The organism is Streptomyces rubiginosohelvolus (genome assembly GCF_014649875.1).
In the GTDB taxonomy this organism is placed as follows: domain Bacteria; phylum Actinomycetota; class Actinomycetes; order Streptomycetales; family Streptomycetaceae; genus Streptomyces; species Streptomyces rubiginosohelvolus.
Genome location: NZ_BMTW01000001.1, coordinates 469246 through 491401, shown reverse-complemented (window position 1 = coordinate 491401; position 22156 = coordinate 469246). Strand labels below are relative to the sequence as shown.

The 22156-nt window shown below is 68.0% G+C and carries 20 protein-coding genes; 19 read left to right on the top strand and 1 reads right to left on the bottom strand.

The annotated features are described in order from the left end of the window. Nucleotides 1-54 precede the first annotated feature (54 nt). From secE to IE134_RS02240, 13 genes are all read left to right on the top strand, one after another. Nucleotides 55-342: a preprotein translocase subunit SecE gene (secE, locus tag IE134_RS02300; protein WP_010071801.1), complete on the top strand. Its 288-nt coding sequence runs from the start codon at nt 55-57 to the stop codon at nt 340-342. Between the two features lie 74 nt (nt 343-416). Beyond that, complete coding sequence (gene nusG, locus IE134_RS02295) at nt 417-1262, top strand: transcription termination/antitermination protein NusG (protein ID WP_097880424.1); 846 nt, start codon at nt 417-419, stop codon at nt 1260-1262. A gap of 177 nt (nt 1263-1439) precedes the next feature. After that, nucleotides 1440-1874: a 50S ribosomal protein L11 gene (gene rplK / locus IE134_RS02290; RefSeq protein WP_010058817.1), complete on the top strand. Its 435-nt coding sequence runs from the start codon at nt 1440-1442 to the stop codon at nt 1872-1874. A gap of 80 nt (nt 1875-1954) precedes the next feature. Continuing rightward, complete coding sequence (rplA, locus tag IE134_RS02285) at nt 1955-2677, top strand: 50S ribosomal protein L1 (RefSeq protein WP_010058815.1); 723 nt, start codon at nt 1955-1957, stop codon at nt 2675-2677. A 173-nt stretch (nt 2678-2850) separates the two neighbouring features. Further along, entirely contained in the window at nt 2851-3756 is a 906-nt protein-coding gene (locus IE134_RS02280; protein ID WP_030709190.1) for an SCO4651 family lipoprotein, read from the top strand. A gap of 273 nt (nt 3757-4029) precedes the next feature. Further along, the gene (rplJ, locus tag IE134_RS02275) at nt 4030-4587 is read left to right on the top strand and encodes a 50S ribosomal protein L10 (RefSeq protein WP_018490790.1); all 558 of its coding nucleotides are present in this window, start codon (nt 4030-4032) and stop codon (nt 4585-4587) included. A gap of 84 nt (nt 4588-4671) precedes the next feature. Beyond that, nucleotides 4672-5055 (top strand): 50S ribosomal protein L7/L12, encoded by a 384-nt coding sequence (gene rplL / locus IE134_RS02270; protein ID WP_010058811.1) that lies wholly within the window; start codon nt 4672-4674, stop codon nt 5053-5055. A 617-nt stretch (nt 5056-5672) separates the two neighbouring features. Then, entirely contained in the window at nt 5673-9158 is a 3486-nt protein-coding gene (gene rpoB, locus IE134_RS02265; protein ID WP_030709188.1) for a DNA-directed RNA polymerase subunit beta, read from the top strand. A 98-nt stretch (nt 9159-9256) separates the two neighbouring features. Then, nucleotides 9257-13156 (top strand): DNA-directed RNA polymerase subunit beta', encoded by a 3900-nt coding sequence (locus IE134_RS02260; protein WP_189429452.1) that lies wholly within the window; start codon nt 9257-9259, stop codon nt 13154-13156. A gap of 236 nt (nt 13157-13392) precedes the next feature. Then, nucleotides 13393-13794: a hypothetical protein gene (locus tag IE134_RS02255; protein ID WP_098016908.1), complete on the top strand. Its 402-nt coding sequence runs from the start codon at nt 13393-13395 to the stop codon at nt 13792-13794. Nucleotides 13795-13919: 125 nt separating this feature from the next. Then, the gene (locus IE134_RS02250) at nt 13920-14510 is read left to right on the top strand and encodes a phage tail tube protein (protein ID WP_098016909.1); all 591 of its coding nucleotides are present in this window, start codon (nt 13920-13922) and stop codon (nt 14508-14510) included. A gap of 112 nt (nt 14511-14622) precedes the next feature. Further along, nucleotides 14623-14913 (top strand): hypothetical protein, encoded by a 291-nt coding sequence (locus IE134_RS02245; protein ID WP_098016910.1) that lies wholly within the window; start codon nt 14623-14625, stop codon nt 14911-14913. A 71-nt stretch (nt 14914-14984) separates the two neighbouring features. Beyond that, a complete protein-coding gene (locus IE134_RS02240; protein WP_098016911.1) occupies nt 14985-15311 on the top strand; it encodes a hypothetical protein in 327 nt (108 codons plus the stop codon). 63 nt (nt 15312-15374) lie between these two features. Here IE134_RS02240 and IE134_RS02235 read toward each other — a convergent pair whose 3' ends face one another. After that, entirely contained in the window at nt 15375-15818 is a 444-nt protein-coding gene (locus IE134_RS02235) for a hypothetical protein (protein WP_098016912.1), read from the bottom strand. A gap of 22 nt (nt 15819-15840) precedes the next feature. Between IE134_RS02235 and IE134_RS02230 the strand changes: the two genes are divergently transcribed. From IE134_RS02230 to IE134_RS02205, 6 genes are all read left to right on the top strand, one after another. Beyond that, nucleotides 15841-16566, top strand: a complete 726-nt coding sequence (locus tag IE134_RS02230; protein WP_098895061.1) for a hypothetical protein — start codon at nt 15841-15843, stop codon at nt 16564-16566. A 64-nt stretch (nt 16567-16630) separates the two neighbouring features. Beyond that, nucleotides 16631-17701 (top strand): hypothetical protein, encoded by a 1071-nt coding sequence (locus IE134_RS02225; protein WP_098895060.1) that lies wholly within the window; start codon nt 16631-16633, stop codon nt 17699-17701. A gap of 6 nt (nt 17702-17707) precedes the next feature. Next, entirely contained in the window at nt 17708-18553 is an 846-nt protein-coding gene (locus tag IE134_RS02220) for a hypothetical protein (RefSeq protein ID WP_189429450.1), read from the top strand. Beyond that, nucleotides 18537-20915, top strand: a complete 2379-nt coding sequence (locus tag IE134_RS02215; RefSeq protein ID WP_098895059.1) for a hypothetical protein — start codon at nt 18537-18539, stop codon at nt 20913-20915. Before IE134_RS02220 ends, IE134_RS02215 begins: the two co-directional genes overlap by 17 nt. Further along, nucleotides 20912-21163 (top strand): hypothetical protein, encoded by a 252-nt coding sequence (locus tag IE134_RS02210; RefSeq protein WP_098016917.1) that lies wholly within the window; start codon nt 20912-20914, stop codon nt 21161-21163. Before IE134_RS02215 ends, IE134_RS02210 begins: the two co-directional genes overlap by 4 nt. 83 nt (nt 21164-21246) lie before the next feature. Continuing rightward, nucleotides 21247-21888 (top strand): hypothetical protein, encoded by a 642-nt coding sequence (locus IE134_RS02205; RefSeq protein WP_098016918.1) that lies wholly within the window; start codon nt 21247-21249, stop codon nt 21886-21888. Nucleotides 21889-22156 lie beyond the last annotated feature (268 nt).

The following is a 22156-nucleotide window of genomic DNA, read 5'->3' as shown; positions in this document are numbered from 1 at the left end:
CCGTGCGGCTCCACCGGGCGCGGCACGGCCACGACCCGGAATCAGGTGAGTAGCGTGACGGACGCCGTGGGCTCCATCGACATGCCTGATGCCGATGATGAAGCTCCCGAGTCGAAGAAGAAGACTCGGAAGGGCGGCAAGCGCGGCAAGAAGGGCCCTCTGGGTCGGCTCGCGCTGTTCTACCGCCAGATCGTCGCCGAACTCCGTAAGGTTGTCTGGCCGACGCGTAGCCAGCTCACGACGTACACCTCCGTGGTGATCGTGTTCGTCGTCGTCATGATCGGTCTTGTTACCGTTCTCGACATGGGCTTCGCCCGGGTCGTCAAGTACGTCTTCGGCTGATCACGCGGAAGGCGTCGGACCCCGGCGCCCTTTTCGCACGTTCCACCCTTTGTATCCAGGAAGAAGCAGCCATCGTGTCTGACCCGAACCTGAACGACGCCGTCGAGCCCGAGGCCGGCGCCTCGGAGTCCGCCAAGGACGAGCTCGACATCGTTGAGGCTGCTGACTCCGTGGACCCGGACCAGGCCGAAGCCGCCGAGGGCGAGGACACGGCAGCCGAAGAGGCCGCCGAGGTCGTCGAGACCGCCGAGAACGTCGAGGAAGAGGCCGCCGACGAGGAGGAGGCCGAGCCGGCCGCCCCCGTCGACCCCATCGCCGCCCTGCGCGACGAGCTCCGCACCCTCCCCGGCGAGTGGTACGTCATCCACACGTACGCCGGTTACGAGAAGCGCGTGAAGGCCAACCTGGAGCAGCGCGCCGTCTCGCTGAACGTGGAGGAGTTCATCTATCAGGCCGAGGTGCCTGAAGAGGAAATCGTCCAGATCAAGAACGGCGAGCGCAAGAACGTCCGGCAGAACAAGCTCCCCGGCTACGTGCTGGTGCGCATGGACCTGACGAACGAGTCCTGGGGCGTCGTGCGCAACACGCCGGGCGTCACCGGCTTCGTGGGCAACGCCTACGACCCGTACCCGCTGACCCTGGACGAGATCGTCAAGATGCTCGCCCCGGAGGCCGAGGAGAAGGCCGCCCGCGAGGCCGCCGAGGCCGAGGGCAAGCCGGCTCCGGCCCGCAAGGTCGAGGTCCAGGTGCTGGACTTCGAGGTCGGCGACTCGGTCACCGTCACCGACGGCCCGTTCGCCACGCTGCAGGCCACGATCAACGAGATCAACGCCGACTCGAAGAAGGTCAAGGGCCTCGTCGAGATCTTCGGCCGCGAGACTCCGGTCGAGCTCAGTTTCGACCAGATCCAGAAGAACTAGGCGCTTCCCGCCGCTTTCTGGACACATGCCTACCCAGCAGGTCAGAGGGGCTCCACAGCCGCTCTGACCTGCTGGGTTTTTGGTCGCACAGCTATACCCGTTATCGTTGTGCGGTATGCCTCCATCCGGATGACCGGAATGGCGGCGAAACACTCTCACTAGGACCCGGAGAGAGCAATGCCTCCCAAGAAGAAGAAGGTCACGGGGCTTATCAAGCTCCAGATCAACGCCGGTGCGGCGAACCCGGCCCCGCCGGTCGGCCCCGCGCTCGGTCAGCACGGCGTCAACATCATGGAGTTCTGCAAGGCCTACAACGCCGCGACCGAGTCGCAGCGTGGCATGGTCGTGCCGGTGGAGATCACGGTCTACGAGGACCGCTCCTTCACCTTCATCACCAAGACTCCGCCGGCCGCCAAGCTGATCCTCAAGGCCGCGGGTGTGGACAAGGGCTCCGGCGAGCCGCACAAGACCAAGGTCGCCAAGCTGACGGCTGCCCAGGTCCGCGAGATCGCCACGACGAAGCTCCCCGACCTGAACGCCAATGACCTCGACGCCGCGTCGAAGATCATCGCCGGCACCGCCCGTTCCATGGGCATCACGGTCGAAGGCTGATTCAGCCCCGTAACCCCCAGTGGTAGGGCCAAGCGCTGGTCCGCACCACGACTCCACACTCTGAAACCACAGGAGCAGAAGTGAAGCGCAGCAAGAACCTCCGCGCTGCGGACGCCAAGATCGACCGGGAGCGCGTGTACGCCCCGCTCGAGGCCGTCCGTATCGCCAAGGACACCGCCACCACGAAGTTCGACGGCACCGTCGAGGTCGCCTTCCGCCTGGGTGTCGACCCGCGCAAGGCCGACCAGATGGTCCGCGGCACCGTGAACCTCCCGCACGGCACCGGCAAGACCGCCCGGGTCCTGGTCTTCGCGACCGGTGACCGTGCTGCGGCCGCGGAAGCCGCCGGAGCCGACATCGTCGGCGCCGACGAGCTCATCGACGAGGTGGCGAAGGGCCGTCTGGACTTCGACGCCGTCGTCGCCACCCCGGACCTCATGGGCAAGGTCGGCCGCCTGGGCCGCGTGCTCGGTCCGCGTGGTCTGATGCCGAACCCGAAGACCGGCACTGTCACCCCCGATGTCGTCAAGGCTGTCAACGACATCAAGGGCGGAAAGATCGAGTTCCGCGTCGACAAGCACTCCAACCTGCACTTCATCATCGGCAAGGTCTCGTTCGACGAGACCAAGCTGGTGGAGAACTACGCAGCAGCGCTGGAGGAAGTCCTCCGTCTGAAGCCGTCCGCCGCCAAGGGCCGCTACATCAAGAAGGCCGCTCTGACGACCACGATGGGCCCCGGCATCCCGCTGGACGCCAACCGCACCCGCAACCTCCTCGTCGAGGAGGACCCGGCCGCCGTCTGAGCCCTCGCGCTCACCCGGTAGCCGCGTCGTACGCGTGCACTGTGTGAACGGGCCCCGCAACCTTTCGAGGTGCGGGGCCCGTCCTCGTATCCGTAAGGCCCCACGCCTGTCAGTGCCCTGTGCCACTGTGGGCTGCTGGGGACGACGGACGATACGAGGGGTGGACCGACACCATGAGGACGAGCACGGCACGACGCATGGGTACGGCTCTCGCCGTCGCGGCGGCACTGACGTCGATGGCGGCCTGCAGTGGATCCGACGGCGCCGGCGGCTCCGGGAAGGGCAAGGCGGACGCCGTCGCCAAGGCGAGCCCCGTGGCCGCGCTGAAGCAGGTGCAGCAGAAGACCGGCGGCGCCCGGTCCGCGAAGGTCGAGGGCACCACCGAGATGGGCAGCGCGGTGTCCATGAAGCAGTCCGGGGCCATCGGCTGGGCCGACGGACTCTCGGGCGCGCTCACCATCACGTACACCGGCGGCACCATGGGCGAAGCCCTGAAGAAGGCCGGCGGCGACGGATCGGTCGAGGCGCGCTACTTCAAGGACGAGTACTACGCCAACCTGGGTGCCGGCATGGCGGCCAACACCGGCGGCAAGAACTGGATCCGGTACTCCTACAAGGACCTCGCCGAGCTGGGCGGTGCCTCCGGCGACGTCATGAAGGACCAGATCCAGAACAGCACGCCCGACCAGGGCGTGAAGGCGCTCCTGGCCTCCGGCGACGTCAAGAAGGTCGGCCAGGAGGACGTCCGCGGGGTCGCCGCGACGCACTACTCCGGCACGATCGACGTGGCCGAGCTGACCGCGAAGAACAGCGACCTGGACGCGCAGCAGCTGGCCGCGTTCAAGGAGCAGCTGGCGCTGGCCGGGGTGACCACCCAGACCGTCGACATCTGGGTCGACGAGAACGACCTGCTGGTGAAGAAGACCGAGCGCGGCGAGATGAAGACCGGCACGTTCAACTCCACGCTCTTCTACAGCGACTACGGCACCGAGGTCCCCTCGGACCGGCCGGAGGCCTCGGACACCGTGGACTTCAAGGAGCTGCTGAAGCAGGGCGGTACCCCGGGCGGCGCCTCCTGACACCTTCTCCACGGGGCGAACAGGGACGGATTTGCCCGTCGCCCGTCCGGTCGCGTACTCTCACCAGGAAGCCAAAGACCGCTGGTCGTCGCTGTGTCTCGAAAGAGGACGGTGACCGAAGGTTCCGCTAGATCGGACGACCTGCGCAGGTGACTGTGGAATCGCTCCCGGACTCTGTTCGGTCGAGCTGCGCCCTGGCACTTGTGCTGGGGCGTTTCGTCTTTCCCGGCCCCTTCTGAGCGGTCCTCATCACCCGGAAGGAGGCCGACGCTCATGGCAAGGCCCGACAAGGCTGCCGCGGTAGCCGAGCTCGCGGACCAGTTCCGCAGCTCGAATGCCGCCGTGCTGACCGAGTACCGGGGTCTCACCGTGGCGCAGCTCAAGACGCTGCGTCGTTCGCTCGGTGAGAACGCCCAGTACGCCGTGGTGAAGAACACGCTGACCAAGATTGCGGCCAACGAGGCCGGGATCGACGCGCTGGACGACCTGTTCTCGGGTCCGACGGCGGTTGCCTTCGTCACCGGTGACCCGGTGGAGTCGGCGAAGGGTCTTCGTGACTTCGCCAAGGACAACCCCAACCTCATCATCAAGGGCGGTGTCCTTGACGGTAAGGCGCTGTCCGCCGATGAGATCAAGAAGCTCGCGGACCTCGAGTCCCGCGAGGTTCTGCTCTCCAAGCTGGCCGGTGCTTTCAAGGGCAAGCAGACGCAGGCGGCGCAGGTCTTCCAGGCCCTGCCCTCCAAGTTCGTCCGCACCGCGGAAGCTCTTCGCGCCAAGAAGGAAGAGCAGGGCGGTGCCGGTACTCCGGCTCCCGCCGAGGCCGCCGAGTAATCACGCTCAGCGGTCCAGCGGGCTCCACGTACGCCCGCCGACATATACATCCGGCACCTGCCGAATAGTGGAAGGACGCCTGTCATGGCGAAGCTGTCCCAGGACGACCTGCTCGCGCAGTTCGAAGAGATGACCCTCATCGAGCTCTCCGAGTTCGTGAAGGCCTTCGAGGAGAAGTTCGACGTCACCGCCGCCGCGGCCGTCGCCGTCGCCGGTCCGGCCGGCCCGGGCGCCGTTGCCGAGGCCGCTGAGGAGCAGGACGAGTTCGACGTCATCCTCACCGGCGCCGGCGAGAAGAAGATCCAGGTCATCAAGGTCGTGCGTGAGCTGACCTCGCTGGGTCTGAAGGAGGCCAAGGACCTCGTCGACGGCACCCCGAAGCCGGTCCTCGAGAAGGTCGCCAAGGAGGCCGCCGAGAAGGCTGCCGAGTCCCTCAAGGCCGCCGGCGCTTCCGTCGAGGTCAAGTAACACCTCGGGAGTCCTCGGGACTCCCTGGGCACGTCACGTGCCCGCGCCAAGGGCGATCACCCATCCGGGTGGTCGCCCTTCGGCGTGCCCGGGGCGGGTGCCTTGCTCTTCCGCCGGTGACGAGTAGGGTGATCTTCGCCGTGCGCCTCCCGCGGGCCTCTCAGGGCGCCGCGCGAGGTTCCCGGGGGTGGCCGGTGAAGGCTCCTGGCGGGTCCGATCGGACCGGCGGGCCTTGACGAACCGGACGCGGCGCGCAATTCTCAGGACGCGTCATCACTTCGATCCGTATCCGAGGCATGGATCGAGAGTGAAGCGGGAAGTAAAGAAGCGCGCACCCCGCGCGAGGGCAAGACATAGGTGTTGAGAACAGCTGTTGAGAGCAACGTGGGTCTCTGAGAACCCCGACTGGACATCAGTGTGCCGCTTGGCTACACTGACCCTTTGCGCTGCCTGTTAGCTGCCTCCTGCCCGTCACCAGGGGCATGCCCACGCTGAAGCACCGATGACCGACCCCCTCCGACCTGGTCGTTTACGACCGATTCGGAACGGCCTGTCTTTGTGTCCAGGGTGGGACCGGTACGCGCGTAGTGAGTCCGAGCCCTCGGAAGGACCCCCTCTTGGCCGCCTCGCGCAACGCCTCGACCGCGAATACGAACAACGGTGCCAGCACCGCCCCGCTGCGCATCTCTTTTGCAAAGATCAAGGAGCCCCTCGAGGTTCCGAACCTCCTCGCGCTGCAGACCGAGAGCTTTGACTGGCTCCTCGGCAACGCCGCCTGGAAGGCTCGCGTCGAGGCTGCTCTGGACAGTGGACAAGACGTCCCCACCAAGTCCGGCCTGGAGGAGATCTTCGAGGAGATCTCACCGATCGAGGACTTCTCCGGGTCGATGTCGCTCACGTTCCGCGACCACCGTTTCGAGCCCCCGAAGAACTCGATCGACGAGTGCAAGGAGCGCGACTTCACGTTCGCCGCGCCGCTCTTCGTCACGGCCGAGTTCACCAACAACGAGACCGGCGAGATCAAGTCCCAGACGGTCTTCATGGGCGACTTCCCGCTCATGACCAACAAGGGCACCTTCGTCATCAACGGCACCGAGCGTGTCGTCGTGTCGCAGCTGGTCCGCTCGCCGGGTGTCTACTTCGACTCCTCCATCGACAAGACGTCCGACAAGGACATCTTCTCCGCCAAGATCATCCCCTCCCGGGGTGCCTGGCTGGAGATGGAGATCGACAAGCGCGACATGGTCGGTGTCCGCATCGACCGCAAGCGCAAGCAGTCCGTCACCGTCCTCCTGAAGGCTCTCGGCTGGACCACCGAGCAGATCCTGGAGGAGTTCGGCGAGTACGAGTCCATGCGCGCCACCCTGGAGAAGGACCACACCCAGGGCCAGGACGACGCACTGCTCGACATCTACCGCAAGCTGCGTCCGGGCGAGCCGCCGACCCGCGAGGCCGCTCAGACGCTGCTCGAGAACCTCTACTTCAACCCGAAGCGCTACGACCTCGCGAAGGTCGGCCGCTACAAGGTGAACAAGAAGCTCGGCGCCGATGAGCCGCTGGACGCCGGGGTGCTCACCACCGACGACGTCATCGCGACCATCAAGTACCTGGTCAAGCTGCACGCCGGCGAGACCGAGACGATCGGCGAGTCCGGCCGGGAGATCGTCGTCGAGACCGACGACATCGACCACTTCGGCAACCGTCGTCTGCGCAACGTCGGCGAGCTCATCCAGAACCAGGTCCGTACGGGCCTGGCGCGGATGGAGCGCGTCGTGCGCGAGCGCATGACCACCCAGGACGTCGAGGCGATCACGCCGCAGACCCTGATCAACATCCGGCCGGTCGTCGCCTCCATCAAGGAGTTCTTCGGCACCAGCCAGCTGTCGCAGTTCATGGACCAGAACAACCCGCTGTCGGGTCTCACCCACAAGCGCCGTCTGTCGGCTCTTGGCCCGGGTGGTCTCTCCCGTGAGCGGGCCGGCTTCGAGGTCCGAGACGTGCACCCGTCCCACTACGGACGCATGTGCCCGATCGAGACCCCCGAAGGCCCGAACATCGGTCTGATCGGTTCGCTCGCCTCGTACGGCCGCGTCAACGCGTTCGGCTTCATCGAGACGCCGTACCGCAAGGTCGTCGACGGCCAGGTCACCGACGACGTCGACTACATCACCGCCGACGAGGAGGACCGCTTCGTCATCGCCCAGGCGAACGCGACGCTCTCCGACGAGCTGCGCTTCACCGAGCCGCGCGTCCTGGTCCGCCGTCGTGGCGGAGAGGTCGACTACGTGCCCGGCACGGACGTCGACTACATGGACGTCTCGCCGCGCCAGATGGTGTCCGTCGCCACCGCGATGATCCCCTTCCTGGAGCACGACGACGCCAACCGTGCCCTCATGGGCGCGAACATGATGCGTCAGGCGGTGCCGCTGATTAAGTCGGAGGCCCCGCTCGTCGGCACTGGCATGGAGTACCGCTGCGCCACCGACGCCGGCGACGTCCTCAAGGCCGAGAAGGACGGTGTGGTCCAGGAGGTCTCCGCGGACTACATCACCGTCACGAACGACGACGGCACGTACACCACGTACCGCATCGCCAAGTTCATGCGCTCCAACCAGGGCACCTCGGTCAACCAGAAGGTCGTCGTCTCCGAGGGCGACCGGATCATCGCCGACCAGGTGCTCGCCGACGGACCGGCCACCGAGAACGGTGAGATGGCCCTCGGCAAGAACCTGCTCGTGGCGTTCATGCCGTGGGAGGGTCACAACTACGAGGACGCGATCATCCTGTCGCAGCGCCTCGTGCAGGACGACGTCCTCTCCTCGATCCACATCGAGGAGCACGAGGTCGACGCCCGTGACACCAAGCTCGGCCCGGAGGAGATCACCCGGGACATCCCGAACGTCTCCGAGGAGGTCCTCGCCGACCTCGACGAGCGCGGCATCATCCGTATCGGTGCCGAGGTCGTCGCCGGTGACATCCTCGTCGGCAAGGTCACGCCCAAGGGTGAGACCGAGCTGACCCCCGAGGAGCGCCTGCTCCGCGCGATCTTCGGTGAGAAGGCGCGCGAGGTGCGCGACACCTCGCTGAAGGTGCCGCACGGTGAGATCGGCAAGGTCATCGGCGTCCGCGTCTTCGACCGCGAAGAGGGCGACGAGCTGCCGCCGGGCGTGAACCAGCTGGTCCGCGTCTACGTCGCGCAGAAGCGCAAGATCACCGATGGTGACAAGCTCGCCGGCCGTCACGGCAACAAGGGCGTCATCTCCAAGATCCTGCCGATCGAGGACATGCCGTTCCTGGAGGACGGCACCCCGGTCGACATCATCCTCAACCCGCTGGGTGTCCCGTCCCGAATGAACCCGGGACAGGTCCTGGAGATCCACCTCGGCTGGCTCGCCAGCCGCGGCTGGGACGTCTCCGGCCTCGGTGACGAGTGGGCCCAGCGCCTGCAGGCCATCGGCGCCGACCAGGTCGCCCCCGGCACCAACGTCGCCACGCCCGTCTTCGACGGTGCGCGCGAGGACGAGATCTCCGGTCTCTTCGAGGCCACGATCCCCAACCGCGACGGCGACCGCCTGGTCCAGCCCTCCGGCAAGGCCCAGCTGTTCGACGGCCGCTCCGGCGAGCCGTTCCCGGACCCGGTCTCGGTCGGGTTCATGTACATCCTCAAGCTGCACCACCTGGTCGACGACAAGCTCCACGCGCGTTCGACCGGCCCGTACTCCATGATCACGCAGCAGCCGCTGGGTGGTAAGGCGCAGTTCGGTGGTCAGCGCTTCGGTGAGATGGAGGTGTGGGCCCTTGAGGCTTACGGCGCCGCGTACGCCCTCCAGGAGCTCCTGACGATCAAGTCCGACGACGTGACCGGCCGCGTGAAGGTCTACGAGGCCATCGTCAAGGGCGAGAACATCCCCGAGCCCGGCATTCCCGAGTCCTTCAAGGTGCTCATCAAGGAAATGCAGTCGCTCTGCCTCAACGTGGAGGTGCTGTCCTCGGACGGCATGTCCATCGAGATGCGCGACACGGACGAGGACGTCTTCCGCGCGGCGGAGGAACTCGGTATCGACCTGTCCCGGCGCGAGCCGAGCAGCGTCGAAGAGGTCTGACGGGCCGGCCGGCCGCCTCATCCCGAGGCGGCCGGCCCTCCCCGGACCCGTTCAGACCATTGATTGAGACGAGACCCCGAAAGAGGGATTGACGACAAGTGCTCGACGTCAACTTCTTCGACGAGCTGCGGATCGGCCTTGCCACCGCGGACGACATCCGGACCTGGTCGCACGGCGAAGTCAAGAAGCCGGAGACCATCAACTACCGCACGCTCAAGCCCGAAAAGGACGGACTCTTCTGCGAGAAGATCTTCGGTCCGACCCGGGACTGGGAGTGCTACTGCGGCAAGTACAAGCGTGTCCGCTTCAAGGGCATCATCTGCGAGCGCTGCGGCGTCGAGGTCACTCGCGCCAAGGTGCGTCGTGAGCGGATGGGCCACATCGAGCTTGCCGCTCCCGTCACCCACATCTGGTACTTCAAGGGCGTTCCCTCGCGCCTCGGATACCTGCTGGACCTCGCGCCGAAGGACCTGGAAAAGGTCATCTACTTCGCCGCGTACATGATCACGTTCGTGGACGAGGAGCGTCGTACCCGCGACCTGCCGTCCCTGGAGGCCCACGTCTCCGTCGAGCGTCAGCAGACCGAGAACCGCCGCGACGCCGACCTGGAGGCCCGGGCCAAGAAGCTCGAGACCGACCTGGCCGAGCTGGAGGCCGAGGGCGCCAAGGCCGACGTGCGCCGCAAGGTGCGCGAAGGCGCCGAGCGTGAGATGAAGCAGCTGCGCGACCGTGCGCAGCGCGAGATCGACCGCCTCGACGAGGTGTGGAGCCGCTTCAAGAACCTCAAGGTCCAGGACCTGGAGGGCGACGAGCTGCTCTACCGCGAGCTGCGTGACCGCTTCGGCACGTACTTCGACGGCTGCATGGGCGCCGCCGCGCTGCAGAAGCGCCTGGAGTCCTTCGACCTCGACGAGGAGGCCGAGCGCCTCCGCGAGATCATCCGTACCGGCAAGGGCCAGAAGAAGACCCGTGCGCTCAAGCGCCTCAAGGTCGTCTCCGCGTTCCTGCAGACCAGCAACAAGCCCAAGGGCATGGTGCTCGACTGCGTGCCGGTCATCCCGCCGGACCTGCGTCCGATGGTGCAGCTGGACGGTGGCCGCTTCGCGACCTCCGACCTGAACGACCTGTACCGCCGTGTGATCAACCGCAACAACCGCCTCAAGCGTCTCCTTGACCTCGGTGCCCCCGAGATCATCGTGAACAACGAGAAGCGGATGCTGCAGGAGGCCGTCGACACGCTGTTCGACAACGGCCGCCGCGGTCGCCCGGTCACCGGTCCCGGTAACCGCCCCCTGAAGTCCCTGAGCGACATGCTCAAGGGCAAGCAGGGCCGTTTCCGTCAGAACCTCCTCGGCAAGCGCGTGGACTACTCCGCGCGTTCCGTGATCGTCGTCGGTCCGCAGCTCAAGCTGCACCAGTGCGGTCTGCCGAAGGCGATGGCGCTGGAGCTCTTCAAGCCGTTCGTGATGAAGCGCCTGGTGGACCTGAACCACGCGCAGAACATCAAGTCGGCCAAGCGCATGGTCGAGCGTGGCCGCACCGTCGTGTACGACGTCCTCGAAGAGGTCATCGCCGAGCACCCGGTGCTGCTGAACCGTGCGCCCACCCTGCACCGCCTCGGCATCCAGGCCTTCGAGCCGCAGCTGGTCGAGGGCAAGGCCATCCAGATCCACCCGCTCGTCTGTACCGCGTTCAACGCGGACTTCGACGGTGACCAGATGGCCGTGCACCTGCCGCTCTCCGCGGAGGCGCAGGCCGAGGCCCGCATCCTGATGCTGTCCTCGAACAACATCCTGAAGCCGGCCGACGGTCGTCCCGTCACCATGCCGACCCAGGACATGGTGCTGGGCCTCTTCTTCCTCACCACGGACGACGAGGGCCGGAACGTCAAGGGCGCGGACCGCGCGTTCGGCTCCACGGCCGAGGCCACCATGGCCTTCGACGCCCGCGAGCTGTCGCTCCAGGCGAAGGTCGACATCCGCTTCCCGGTCGGCACCATGCCGCCGCGTGGCTGGGTGCCGCCGGTCGCCGAGGAGGGCGAGCCGGAGTACCAGCCCGGTGACACCTTCCGGCTGCGGACCACCCTGGGCCGTGCGCTCTTCAACGAGCTGCTGCCCGAGGACTACCCGTTCGTCGACTACTCGGTGGGCAAGAAGCAGCTCTCCGAGATCGTCAACGACCTGGCCGAGCGCTACCCCAAGGTCATCGTGGCGGCGACGCTCGACAACCTGAAGGCGGCGGGCTTCCACTGGGCGACCCGTTCGGGCGTCACCGTGGCCATCTCCGACGTCGTCGTGCCCGAGGCCAAGAAGGCCATCGTCAAGGGCTACGAGGAGCAGGACGAGAAGGTCCAGAAGCAGTACGAGCGCGGTCTGATCACCAAGGACGAGCGCACGCAGGAGCTCATCGCGATCTGGACCAAGGCGACCAACGAGGTTGCCGAGGCGATGAACGCGAACTTCCCGAAGACGAACCCCATCTTCATGATGGTCGACTCGGGTGCCCGAGGAAACATGATGCAGATGCGTCAGATCGCGGGTATGCGTGGTCTGGTGTCGAACGCCAAGAACGAGACGATTCCCCGTCCCATCAAGGCGTCCTTCCGCGAGGGCCTCACCGTTCTGGAGTACTTCATCTCCACGCACGGTGCCCGTAAGGGTCTGGCGGACACCGCCCTGCGTACCGCCGACTCGGGTTACCTGACCCGTCGTCTGGTGGACGTCTCGCAGGACGTGATCATCCGCGAGGAGGACTGCGGCACCGACCGCGGCCTGAAGCTGAAGATCGCGGTCAAGGGCGCCGACGGCGTGCTCCGCAAGACGGACGACGTCGAGACCTCGGTCTACGCCCGCATGCTCGCCGAGGACGTCGTGGTGGACGGCAAGGTCATCGCGCCTGCCAACGTCGACCTCGGTGACGTCCTGATCGACGCCCTGGTGGGCGCCGGCGTCGAGGAGGTCAAGACCCGCTCGGTCCTGACCTGTGAGTCCGCGGTCGGCACCTGTGCCTTCTGCTACGGACGCTCGCTCGCCACCGGCAAGCTGGTCGACATCGGTGAGGCGGTCGGCATCATCGCCGCCCAGTCCATCGGTGAGCCCGGTACCCAGCTGACGATGCGTACCTTCCACACCGGTGGTGTGGCCGGTGACGACATCACCCAGGGTCTGCCCCGTGTCGTCGAGCTCTTCGAGGCCCGTACGCCGAAGGGTGTCGCCCCGATCTCCGAGGCCAAGGGCCGCGTGCGGATCGAGGAGACCGAGAAGACCAAGAAGCTCGTCGTCACCCCGGACGACGGCAGCGACGAGACGGCGTTCCCGATCTCGAAGCGTGCCCGTCTCCTGGTGGGCGAGGGCGACGCGGTCGAGGTGGGCCAGAAGCTCACCGTCGGTGCGACCAACCCGCACGACGTGCTGCGCATCCTCGGCCAGCGTGCGGTCCAGGTCCACCTGGTCGGCGAAGTCCAGAAGGTCTACAACTCGCAGGGCGTGTCGATCCACGACAAGCACATCGAGATCATCATCCGGCAGATGCTCCGCCGCGTGACGATCATCGAGTCCGGCGACGCGGAGCTGCTTCCGGGCGAGCTGGTCGAGCGGTCGAAGTTCGAGACCGAGAACCGTCGTGTGGTCACCGAGGGCGGTCACCCCGCCTCCGGCCGTCCGCAGCTGATGGGTATCACCAAGGCCTCGCTCGCCACCGAGTCGTGGCTGTCGGCGGCGTCCTTCCAGGAGACGACCAGGGTCCTCACCGACGCGGCGATCAACGCCAAGTCGGACTCCCTGATCGGCCTCAAGGAGAACGTCATCATCGGTAAGCTCATCCCGGCCGGTACGGGCCTGTCCCGCTACCGCAACATCCGGGTCGAGCCGACCGAGGAGGCCAAGGCCGCGATGTACTCGGCCGTCGGCTACGACGACATCGACTACTCGCCGTTCGGCACGGGCTCCGGCCAGGCCGTTCCGCTGGAGGACTACGACTACGGTCCGTACAACCAGTAAGCGAGCTGTCGCTTGAACGCCTGAGGGCGGTCACCCCTGTACGTCAGGGGGTGGCCGCCCTTCGGCGTGTGCGGGCCGCTGGCCGCGGCCGGTTCCCGTATCGAGTTGCGAAGTCGGCCTCCATGGATCACAGTTGGGGCAGCGGCAGAGCTGCGCCCGGAACACCCGGGCGGCGGACCTGCCGCTCTGTGTTTTCCGCAGCACCGCGGCACAGGCCCCCTGAAGGGAGTGTCCATGTGAGTCCCCTCGCCTTTCCGGACGCGGAACGGCTCGTCGTCGATCACCTCAAGAACCGGCCGGAACTGGCCGGGGCGGTGGTCGACAACAGGCCCCCGCCCGGCTTCGACGGCACCCAGAAGGCCGTCCTCGTCTCCCGCGTCGGCGGTGCGTGGGTGGACGATCTCCACCTCGACCAGCCGCTGATCGACCTTGAGGTCTACGGGCCGGACAAGACGGCGGCGCACACCGTCGCGCTGGCGGCCCGTGCGGCTGTCCTGACCCTTTCCGGCACCACGTACGGCGGGGCAGCGGTCACCGATGTCGCCGAGGCGGACGGGCCGCGCTGGCTGCCTGACTACCACCGCCCCGCCGGCAACCGGTATCTCTCCACGGTCCGGGTCTCCGTACGGCCCGCCTGACCGCTTCACCGCTTCACCGAGCGTTTCTTTCTTGCAGGCCCCGCCACCGGCGGGGCCTTCGTCGTTTCCGCACACCGGCGCGGGCCGATCGCGGCCCCGCACCGCACTCTCACCGAGGAGCAGACATGGCAGGCAACAACGGCAGTCAGATCCGTGTGGCCGGCAGCGGCCGCATCCTGGTCGCCAAGGCCGGCGCGACCGGCCCGGCGTCGCCGGCCCACACCGGCGACACGTGGGCCGACGGCTGGACCGAGCTGGGCTACACCACCACCGACGGCATCAAGTTCAACAAGAAGGACAAGATCGACCCGGTCGACACCTGGCAGTCGGTGAGCCCGGCGCGGTTCATCTACTCCGACCGCGACCTAACGGTGAAGTTCCAGCTCCTCCAGCTGAACAAGGACACGCTGTCGTTCTTCATGGGCGGCGACACCGTCACGTCCGTGACCGGAACCGGCGTGAGCGACACCTACCAATACAAGCTGGCGTCCGAGCCGAAGCAGGACGAGCGTCAGCTCGGCATCGAGTTCAAGGACGGCGCCGACGTCACGTACCGCTTCATCATCCCGCGGGGCCAGGTCACCGAGACCGAGGAGATCGCGCTGACCCGTACGGGTTCGCTGAAGCTCGGGGTCACCTTCACCGCGCTGGCCGCGGAGAACAGCCCGACCCTGGCCACGTGGATCATGAAGGACAAGGCCTTCGGCGCCGCGTAGGCGCTCCGGTGGCGGTGGCGGGTCCCCGGTTCGACCGGGGTCCCGCCACCGCCGTTCCGCCGTACGCCCTCCCTTTCCCCCGCACTTTCGCCCTTCGTAGAGGAGCCCTTGTATGTCCGGCTTCAACGTCAACGCCGCCCGCGCCCAGCGCCTCGAAGCGCTCGGCCGCGCCTGGACCTTCGAACTCGACGGTGACGTCTTCGAGTTGCCGACCGAACTGACCCGGGCGACCGCCCGCAAGCTGCGCGACCTGGACGACAACGACGTCGACGGTCTGCTGCGGCTGCTGCTCGGTGAGAAGCAGTACGCGCGGTTCGACCAGCGCGAGATCACCATGCAGGACATCGCCGCGATCCTGGAGGCGTACGGCAAGGAGACCGGGCTCGGCCTGGGGGAAGACTGAGCCTCGGCGCGTTCGTCGACGAACACGCCGAGGCCCTTGAGGCGGACCTCCTCCGCCATTACGGCCTCGATCTGCTCGACTGGCACCGCGGCGAGCTGTCGTCCCGGCGGCTCTCGGTGCTGCTCCGGCATCTTCCCCGGGACAGCGCGGTGGCCCGTGAACTGCACGGGGAGGCGGCGGAGTGGTCGGTCTCCGACTATCTGCTGGCCACTGCGGTGGACCAACTCGCCGAAGCCAACTGGATGTTCGCCACGGTGAACCAGGACGAGGACGCGGAGGCGCTGGAGTATCCGGTACCCGTGTCCCGGCCGGGCGCGGAGCCCGCGGCTGATGAGTCGGCGGCGGAGCCGCAGCCGGCGGGACCCGGCCCTGCGCAGTTGGCATCGTTCTTCGGGTGACAGTGGCTCATCCGGTCACCCCCTCAGGTCCCGGGCGTCGTGAACTCCTCAGGGGCCGCGTGCTCAACCGATGCCCCTCGCGCCGGCCAGGAACACACAGAGTGCCTGAGCGACTGCCCAGGTGCCGGTACTGACCGGAGACCAGGGCAGCAGGCGCCGCAATTCGGTCTGCGTACGGGACACGCGCGGGAACGCGGGGTCGAAGACGACCGGGAGGGTCTCTCCCTCGTCCGCTGTCAGCCCGAAGTCATCCGACTTCGCTCTGCGGAAGTGCAGACCGCCCTTGTGGTCCTCGTACGAGTAGTGAAGGACAAAAGAACCTTTCGCAAAGTACGAGGAACGGCATGTCCCTGCCGCTTTGGTTCCTTTCGTCTTCAGGCGTAGGTGCGCGTAGAGGCGTGGCACGGCAATGGGCAATATAACCGCCGTCGGGGCGACGAGTATCACGTAGGAAACCCAGGTCGGAAAATCGAGATGTGTCATGCGAACCCCGGTGGTCATCGTCATGTCATGAGGAAAGGGAGGATTGGTGGCTACTCCGGCACCGACACCTGAGGCCAAGGAAGAGGCGTGGATTCGCCCCTTCTGGATCAACAAGAAGGACATCGAACACCAGAAGGAACTGTACCGCGACCTTCAGCACTCGGTCACGCTCATCAAGTACGAACTCGGCGGCCTTGCACTGGGATTGACGCTCGTCAAGGCGGACTTCACGATCCTCAAGGCGGACGAGAAGGGCATCACGCTGCGTGGTCGTCAGCTCGTCACCTTCCCTTGGGCGGATCCGAAGAAGTCCCTGCAGGAACGCATCGACCGGTTGCAGGCCAAGGTCCAGGAGGATCAGCAGTCCATAAACAACAAGGTCAGTCGTCTGGAAACGATGAAAAAGGACGCCGAAGGGGGGAGGGACAAGGCGCGTGATTTGCGGGAGGGGACCGGCTCGGGTGGCCGGGCGGACGCCGCACGGAAAGTGATGCAAATTCGCTTCGATATCGCCAATGACGTGCACCGTGCGACGGCCCTCGAGAAGAAGGTCGACCGGCAGGTGACGAAGATCGAAACGCGGGTACAGGCGCTCTCGAAACTCGATGCCCGCATGGAATTGATCAAGAAAAAGGAAGAGGAACTCAAAAAGGCCGGGGCCGAGGCGAACAAGAATGCCCAAGCCGCACAGACTTCCGTCAAGCAGCTCGGCACCAACCTGCGGGCCACACAGAGGCAGGTCGTGGACGTGTCCAGGGCGCTCAGCGGCTGATGGGAAACGTGTCCGGGTTCCGGACCTCCGAGGTCCGGAGAACTAGGGAAAGGCAGGAGAGGGTATGTCACTCGCCGGAAGTCTGAGAACAGCGGGCTCCGCCATGCAGGGCTTCAACCGGATCGTGGCCGGTGGAACGACGCCTCTGGCCCGTTTCAAGTCGGCGGCAGGCCAGGGAAACTCCGCCCTCAACACCATCCGCGGCGGCGCGGACCGGGCGGGCGCCGCCATCGGAAAGCTGCGCACCGCCACCACGCAGGGCGACACCGCGATCGGCAAGCTGCGTACGGGGCTGCGTACCGCCAACACCTCGTTGGGCACGGCCAAGGGCGGTACCGACAAGCTCAGGGGCGCGCTCGACAAGCTCAAGGGCTCCGCGGACAAGGCCAGGACCGCTCTGCGCGGGGTCAAGCAGCAGTCCGACGCGGTGGAGAAGTCCGTCGGGAAGGCCGGCAAGAACGCCGACAAGGCCGGCAAGACGATGGGCGGCGGGCTCACCAAGGGGCTCAAGGGGGCGAGCCTGGCGCAGAAGGGGCTCAACCTCGCCATGGCGGCCAGCCCGTTCGGGTTGATCATGACGCTGCTCGCGCCGCTCATCCTGCAGTTCGTGAAGGTCGACAAGATCGTCGCCGTCGTGCAGAAGGGGTTCAAGATCGGGATGGCCGCCATCCGGTCCGCGACCTCCTCCGCGATGAAGGCGATCGGCCCCGTCCTGCGGGGCATCGGCAACCTCCTGCTCGCCCCGTTCCGCGGCTTCGCCACCGCCGTCAACGTCGTCATCGGCGCCCTGAACAGGTTCAAGGTGAGCATCCCGGGCTGGGTGCCCAAGTTCGGCGGCCGGTCGTTCTCGATCAGCCTCCCGACCATCCCGGTCCCGCACCTCGCCAAGGGCGGTCTCGTGCCGGCCCGCAACGGCGGAACCCTGGCGCTGATCGGCGAGGCGGGTGAGTCCGAGGCCGTCATTCCCCTGAGCAAGCTCGACCGGATGATGAGCCCGGGCGCCGGCCGGGCCCAGATCGCCCGGCTCGCCGCCGCCGTCGAACGGCTGGCCGAGCGCCCCGTCCACGTACAGGTGGACTCCCAGACCATCGCCCGCGCCGTCCTCGTCGGGCAGCGCCAGCTCGCCCGGAGGTAGGCAGACATGGCAAGGAACCTCTGGATCGGCAAGCCCGGTCTGCTGCGGGAGACCTCGCAGGCGGCCAAGAGCTGGGACCGCAGCCCGGACCTCAACGTGAGCGAGTTCCGGTCGCTGGAGAGCCAGGTGACGCTGGTCGCCCCGCCCCGGTCCACCCGCCGGATGAAGCTCTCCTTCGAGTGGCTGGAGCCCGAGGACGCCCAGCACCTGGTGCGCCTCGCGCGCCGGATCAGCGGGCCGGGCATGCTCGGGCGCAATGTGTACGCCGGCGGCTCGGTCGTCGTCATCGACCCCGTCTCCGTCAACCTGCTCGACCCGCTCCAGGCGGCGGGGCAGAGCCGGCACGCGCGAGGCGGTGACCACTGGTTCACCGTCGTCGGCGACATCACGCTCCGGCCGTCCGTCGGTGACGTGTTCACCGGTGACTGCAAGGACGCGGCCAGCGCCGTCGGATGGGTGCACGGCACCTGGACCGGCTGGCCCGTGGCACCGGGCATGAACGTGTCCTGGATGGTCCCGCCGGGGTGGGACCCGGCGGTGTGCACCGCCCAGCTCGACTGGAAGGCCCTGGACGGCTCGTACCTCTCGACCACCTCGGTCACCGGAGCCGTCGTCTCCGGTACCGCCCCGGCGGAGGCCGCCTTCGTCACCCCGGTGGGACGGCCCGGCACGACCGGTGCGATCGCGCTGGCCGGGGCGTGCCTGACCATCGGGGAGACCCCGGTCGCGTACGCGCTCGGCGACGGCTGCCCGCCGATGGCGGTCACCGGCCTGACCGACGCCCCCGCGCCCCGCCTGCCCTACCGGAACATCGGAATCGACCTTGTGGAGGTGCGTGGTGCAGTCAACTGACGAGAACCTGGACGCCGCGCTCGCCGCCCCGGAACGGGTGCCCGTGCACGCGACCCGGCTCGGCGGCACGGAGCTCGGCGAGCAGGTGCAGTCCTGGAAGGTGGAGCGCGCGTACAACACCGACCTGCCGGAGGCGGTGCGGGCGGTGTCCGGCAGTTCGTCGGCCCAGCTGGAACTCCAGCTCGGCGGGGCCGGCGGCGAACACGCGCCGCGCCTCTACTCGGCGTGGGCCGACCGGTCCACCGGCGACGCGGTGCGCCCCGGCCAGTCCGTGGTCCACGCCGCCGGGGTGGCCGGCCGGACCCTGCCCGCCTTCCGGGGCACGGTCCGCTCCCGCTCGGCGGCCTCGGGCAGCGACACGGTCACCGTCCAGGCACTGGACGGCGCGGAGCGGCTGCGCGGTCCGGCCTCCCTGCCGCGTCCGTACCACGGCTTCTACTACGGCCGCCCGGTCGCCACCGCCACCTGGTGCGTGGACGAACTCCTGCGCCAGGGCGGCATCCACACCTGCCCGCCGCCGCGCGCCCCGCTCGCCGACACGGAGGACCTGGCGCCGTTCACGGTGCTGTACGCCTCCCTGCACGGCGGGTTCAACGCGACGTACGGGCAGCCGGAGGTGCTGCCCAGCAGTTCGTCGTACCGCTGGATCCGGGACGGCGCGCCGTTCGAGATGGCGCTGATGCCCGAACAGCCGGGGCTGCGCGCGTCCTGGATGCCGCGCTCGCGGTTCGCGCTGCCGGGCAAGGTCTTCCAGGTCGAGGCTTGGGTCAACACGGCGCTGGCGAAGGGCAGTACGGTCGAGATGAAGACCGTCTTCGACCGCAGCGGCGGCGCCGCCGGCTATCTGAGCGCGAAGTTCGACATCTCGACGGGGACCGTCCAGATCGCGTCGGGGACGGTCGACGGCGGCTACTGGTACTTCACCTGGACGTTCTCCAAGCTGGCCGCCCTGCGCGGCAGCTGGCACCTGGGGTTCATGGTCGACACCCGGAGCAACGGCACCACCGTGCTGCCGGTGGTCCAGCCCCGCCTCACCGCGCCGGACGGTTCGTACCACGTCGGGGGCATGGGGACCTACGTCGAGTCGGTGGCCGCCCATCCGCGCTCCGAGCTCCAGCAGATCGACCTGGTCACCGACATGGCCGTGGAGTGCCTCCAGGTCACCGACCGGGTATGGGCGGACACCGCGACCTATCCGCGTGAGGAGTGGGAGCAGAAGGACCTGTGGCGCAAGGGCGCGGAGCTGGACGAGGCGGCACTGCCGCTGTTCGACATCCCCGCCGTCTCCGGATCCCAGTGGGACGCCATCACGGAGATCGCCCGTGCGTCGATGTCCACGGCCGAATTCGACGAGCAGGGCGTCTTCCGCTGGCGCGGCCCGTCACGGTTCAGCCGGATGCCTGCCGCCCCGGACGCCACCGTCACCACGGTCCGGGACATCTCCGCCCTCACCGTCAGCGAGGAGATCGACGCCTGCCGCAACCACTGCGAGCAGCCCTACCAGGACTGGACGGGCATCACCCTGCTGCATGGCGAGCCGCAGGTGGACACCCGGATCAGGGAGCTCAAGCCCGGGATACCCCAGGAGGTCTCGTACGCGATCGCCGACGACGAGAGCGACATCGGCCCGCTGGTGATCGTGGACGACACCCCTGCCTCGACCGCCGGTCACCGGGTACGGTTCGGCAGTGCGGCGACGGGCGGTACGGCGGTGAAGGGCCAGGTCACCGTGAGTTCCCGGCGCGAGGGACCGGCCTACATCGTCCGGTTCACCAACACCGGGACGACGAGCGTGTGGACGGTCACCAAGGACGGCAAGCCCTCGGTGCAGATCTACCCGCTCAAACGGTCGGCCGACCCGAAGCAGCGCGTCTGGGCGCGCTGGAGCCCGGCGAGCCAGGAGTTCTACGGCAAGCAGCAGTACCTTGCGCCCGCCTCGGACTGGGTGCAGTCCGCGAGCGAGGCGTACACCCTGGCCCAGACCATGCTCGACGCGGGGCGGTATCCCGTGCCGGTGCTCGGTGAGGTCGAGGTGCTGCACGACCCCCGGCTCCAACTGGGCGATGTCGTCCGGGTGATGGACACGGCCGGGGCGAAGCTGGACACCCTCGCGTGGATCGTCGGCATGCGCACCACCTGCGCCGCGGGGGCCGCCCCCCAGCAGGTCCTCGTCCTGCGCGGGACCGGCTACAACGGTGTGCCGGCCGACGCGGGACTGATGCCGGACGCGCCGCTGGACCCGGGATACGGGCGGCTCCGTACGTACCAGATGGTGACGGCGCAGTACGGGCAGTTCGCCGACCTGACGGCGGAGCAGCTCACGTACCGGACGCTCGTGGAGACGCTGGGAGGTGTGGCATGAGTGCGGACCACCCGGTCGAAGCGGGCGCGGAACACCCGGCGGACGCAGACGCCGGCGCGGCGCTCGGTGCCGGCGGCCCGACCGCGGCGGACGGGGCCGGCGCGGGGGCGGACCTGCCCGCGGGCGCCCCCTGGGAGCCGCCGCCGGACGCCCCGGCGCCCGTTCCGGTGCCGATCGATGACCCGGCCACGCGGGAGGGGGACGGCGGAATGCCGCCGGACACTCTGCCCCCGCCCATCGGCGGCTGACCGCCGCACCCTTGTGACAGCAGGCCGGCGCCCCTCGGGGGGCGCCGGCCTTCTCCGTACCCGCCTTCCAGGAGGGCTCTCCCATGGTCCAGCTCACCCCGCTCAGCAACCTCCCCTACCCGCAGCCCACCGACGCCGCGAACGTGCCGCTGCACGTCCAGTCCCTCGCCCAGGCCCTCGACGGCCGGACGGTGCTGCGGCTGGCCACCACGGTCGCGCTCAACTCCGTGGCCTCGCCGGTGACGGGCATGCTCGCCTGGGTCACCAACCCCGGCCGGTACTACTTCTACACGGGTAGTTACTGGCACCCGGTGCTGCCCAGTCCGGTCCTGAAGCTGAACGCCGTCGCCGGTACGACGACGTCGGCCACGTACGCCGAGGCTCTGACGGGCTCCACGGGCGACACGATGGTCGCCGCGTTCACCGCGCCCCCGTCCGGCACGGTGATCATCACCGTCGGCGCGCGGGTCAGCTCCAGCGTCGCCACCGCGAGCGGCCTGATGTCGGTCGCGGTCAAGCAGGGCACGACGGTCACCTCGGCCACGGCCGACACCCGCGCCGCCATCTCCGTCGGGACCGCGCAGAACTCCGTGTCGACCGTGTTCCAGATCAGCGGTCTGACCGGTGGGGTCGCCTACACCGCCACCCCGGCCTACCGGTCCTCGGCGACCACCAGCACCGCGACGTTCGCCAATCGGTTCCTGCGGGTCGACCCGGTGCACTGAACCGGCGCGCTGAACCGGCACGCCGAACCGGCGCCGAACCGCCGGATGCCCGCCCGCCCGCTCCGGCTCCGGTTCCGTCCTGCCCGGTCCCGTTCCGTACCGCCCGGTCCCGCCCCGCCCCGGCCCGTCGTTCTCCGCGACGGGCCGGGGCGGTCGCGGTCGTACCGGCTCCGGACGCCGCCGGCGGATGCCGGACGTTCGACTCCGATTCCGGGCGATCGACGCCAATTCCGCGCCCCCCGGTCCGTGCCGACACCGGCCGGACCTG

Coding starts and splice junctions, on each gene's coding strand:
- IE134_RS02280 (WP_030709190.1), top strand. CDS start 2,851: ATGAGGACGAGCACGGCACGACGCATGGGTACGGCTCTCGCCGTCGCG.
- IE134_RS02245 (WP_098016910.1), top strand. CDS start 14,623: ATGTCCGGCTTCAACGTCAACGCCGCCCGCGCCCAGCGCCTCGAAGCG.
- rplL (WP_010058811.1), top strand. CDS start 4,672: ATGGCGAAGCTGTCCCAGGACGACCTGCTCGCGCAGTTCGAAGAGATG.
- IE134_RS02220 (WP_189429450.1), top strand. CDS start 17,708: ATGGCAAGGAACCTCTGGATCGGCAAGCCCGGTCTGCTGCGGGAGACC.
- rplJ (WP_018490790.1), top strand. CDS start 4,030: ATGGCAAGGCCCGACAAGGCTGCCGCGGTAGCCGAGCTCGCGGACCAG.
- IE134_RS02210 (WP_098016917.1), top strand. CDS start 20,912: ATGAGTGCGGACCACCCGGTCGAAGCGGGCGCGGAACACCCGGCGGAC.
- rplK (WP_010058817.1), top strand. CDS start 1,440: ATGCCTCCCAAGAAGAAGAAGGTCACGGGGCTTATCAAGCTCCAGATC.
- IE134_RS02205 (WP_098016918.1), top strand. CDS start 21,247: ATGGTCCAGCTCACCCCGCTCAGCAACCTCCCCTACCCGCAGCCCACC.
- IE134_RS02250 (WP_098016909.1), top strand. CDS start 13,920: ATGGCAGGCAACAACGGCAGTCAGATCCGTGTGGCCGGCAGCGGCCGC.
- IE134_RS02235 (WP_098016912.1), bottom strand. CDS start 15,818: ATGACGATGACCACCGGGGTTCGCATGACACATCTCGATTTTCCGACC.
- IE134_RS02225 (WP_098895060.1), top strand. CDS start 16,631: ATGTCACTCGCCGGAAGTCTGAGAACAGCGGGCTCCGCCATGCAGGGC.